At 67.5% G+C, this 1,548-nt stretch carries 2 protein-coding genes and 1 pseudogene; 1 reads left to right on the forward strand and 2 read right to left on the reverse strand.

Annotated elements, in window-relative coordinates; genetic code table 11:
- Positions 1–141: 141 nt before the first annotated feature.
- A pseudogene (locus B8460_RS19725) lies at positions 142–546 on the reverse strand (Fur family transcriptional regulator); the annotation flags it as partial.
- A gap of 196 nt (positions 547–742) precedes the next feature.
- Positions 743–1,159, reverse strand: a complete 417-nt coding sequence (locus tag B8460_RS19730; RefSeq protein WP_048863336.1) for a MucR family transcriptional regulator — start codon at positions 1,157–1,159, stop codon at positions 743–745.
- 100 nt (positions 1,160–1,259) lie between these two features.
- Between B8460_RS19730 and B8460_RS19735 the strand changes: the two genes are divergently transcribed.
- Positions 1,260–1,508 carry a sulfurtransferase TusA family protein gene (locus tag B8460_RS19735; protein WP_241771251.1) on the forward strand — a complete coding sequence of 83 codons (249 nt, stop codon included), beginning with the start codon at positions 1,260–1,262 and terminating at the stop codon, positions 1,506–1,508.
- Positions 1,509–1,548: the final 40 nt, after the last annotated feature.

The following is a 1,548-nucleotide window of genomic DNA, read 5'->3' on the forward strand; positions in this document are numbered from 1 at the left end:
CTGCGCGGCGTGGCCGGCCGTTGCCGCACCCGGCGTCTGGTGTCCCGCCGGTCCGCCTCCCGCCGGCCCGCTTTCCGCATGACCGTCTCCGTCCCGCGCATCCGGCGCCGCCCCGGGGTCCGCAGTACCCATGTCGGCCGGCTCGATCTTGTGGCCGTACAGTTCCAGACGGACCGAGACGAGGTCGAAGCCGAGCCGGCGCGCCACCTTCTGCATCATCGTGAGGTGTTCGGAGTCCGCAAACTCGATCACGCGGCCCGTGTCTATGTCGATCAGATGATAATGATGTCCGTGCTCCGTCGCCTCGTAGCGGGCGCGGCCGCCGCCGAAGTCGCGGCGCTCCAGTATCCCCTTTTCCTCAAGCAGCCGGACCGTCCGGTAGACGGTGGCGATGGAGATACGGGCGTCGAGCGCGCTGGCGCGCCGGTACAGCTCCTCCACGTCGGGATGGTCGCTCGCCTCCGACAGCACGCGGGCGATCACCCGGCGCTGCCCGGTCATCTTCAGTCCGCGCTCCACGCACAGGCGCTCGATGCGGGTTTCCATCGGTCTCCGACCCGGTCAGACAGCCGTCCGTCGCGCGCCGCCGCTTGCCGGCAGAACCGGACGGGGCGCGGGATCTTGCGGGACGGGCGATTGCCGCCCCGCGCGCCGCCGCCCGAACGGGCCGGCCACGGTGGGATCAATTTAGCGGGGCGGGGCGCCGGGAAGCAAACGGCGGCGTCCGCCGCCCGGCGCCGGATCAGCGGCGGCCGGTCGTGCGGGGCTTGGTGCCGAGGCCGATCTTCTTGGCGAGCGACGACCGGTGACGGGCGTAGTTGGGCGCGACCATCGGGTAATCCGGCGGCAGGCCCCAACGCTCGCGATACTGCTCCGGCGTCATGTTGTAGGCGGTCTTGAGATGGCGCTTCAGCATCTTGAGCTGCTTGCCGTCTTCCAGACAAACGATGTGATCGGGAAAGACCGACTTCTTCACCGGCACCGCGGGCTGCGGCTTTTCCGGCTCCGGCGGCTCCCGACCGATATTGGCGAGCGTGCGGTAGACCTCCTGGATCAGCGTCGGCAGCACGTCCGGCGAGACAGGGTTGTTCGAAACATGAGCGGACACGATTTGCGCCGTCAGACCAAGAACGTTCGACGGAGCCGACGCTTCAGCCATCGGTTTGCCTTTCGCGGCGACGGGGATAGTTGACATGCATTCATATAGGATTGATCTCGGCCGAGCCGCAACATCAGATTGCCCAGGATGTCCAGTAAAGGTGATCGTGGATAAGTTGAAATCCGTCGACCGTGAAGTCGATGTCATGGCGGATATCTGCCCGATGACCTATGTGCGGACCCGTCTCGCGCTCGATGCCATGCAGCCGGGACAGGTATTGCGCGTCTGGCTGCGCGGCGAAGAGCCGCGTCGCAACGTGCCGGAGACCGCTGCCGCGCAGGGGCACACGGTGCTTGCGGTTGAAACCGACGCCGACGGACGTACCGCGGTCGTCATCCGCCGGGGCTGAGCGTGACCCGCAGCACCAGCGCGTCGGTGCCGTCGGCATA

Source organism: Acidisphaera rubrifaciens HS-AP3 (genome assembly GCF_000964365.1).
Classification (GTDB): domain Bacteria; phylum Pseudomonadota; class Alphaproteobacteria; order Acetobacterales; family Acetobacteraceae; genus Acidisphaera; species Acidisphaera rubrifaciens.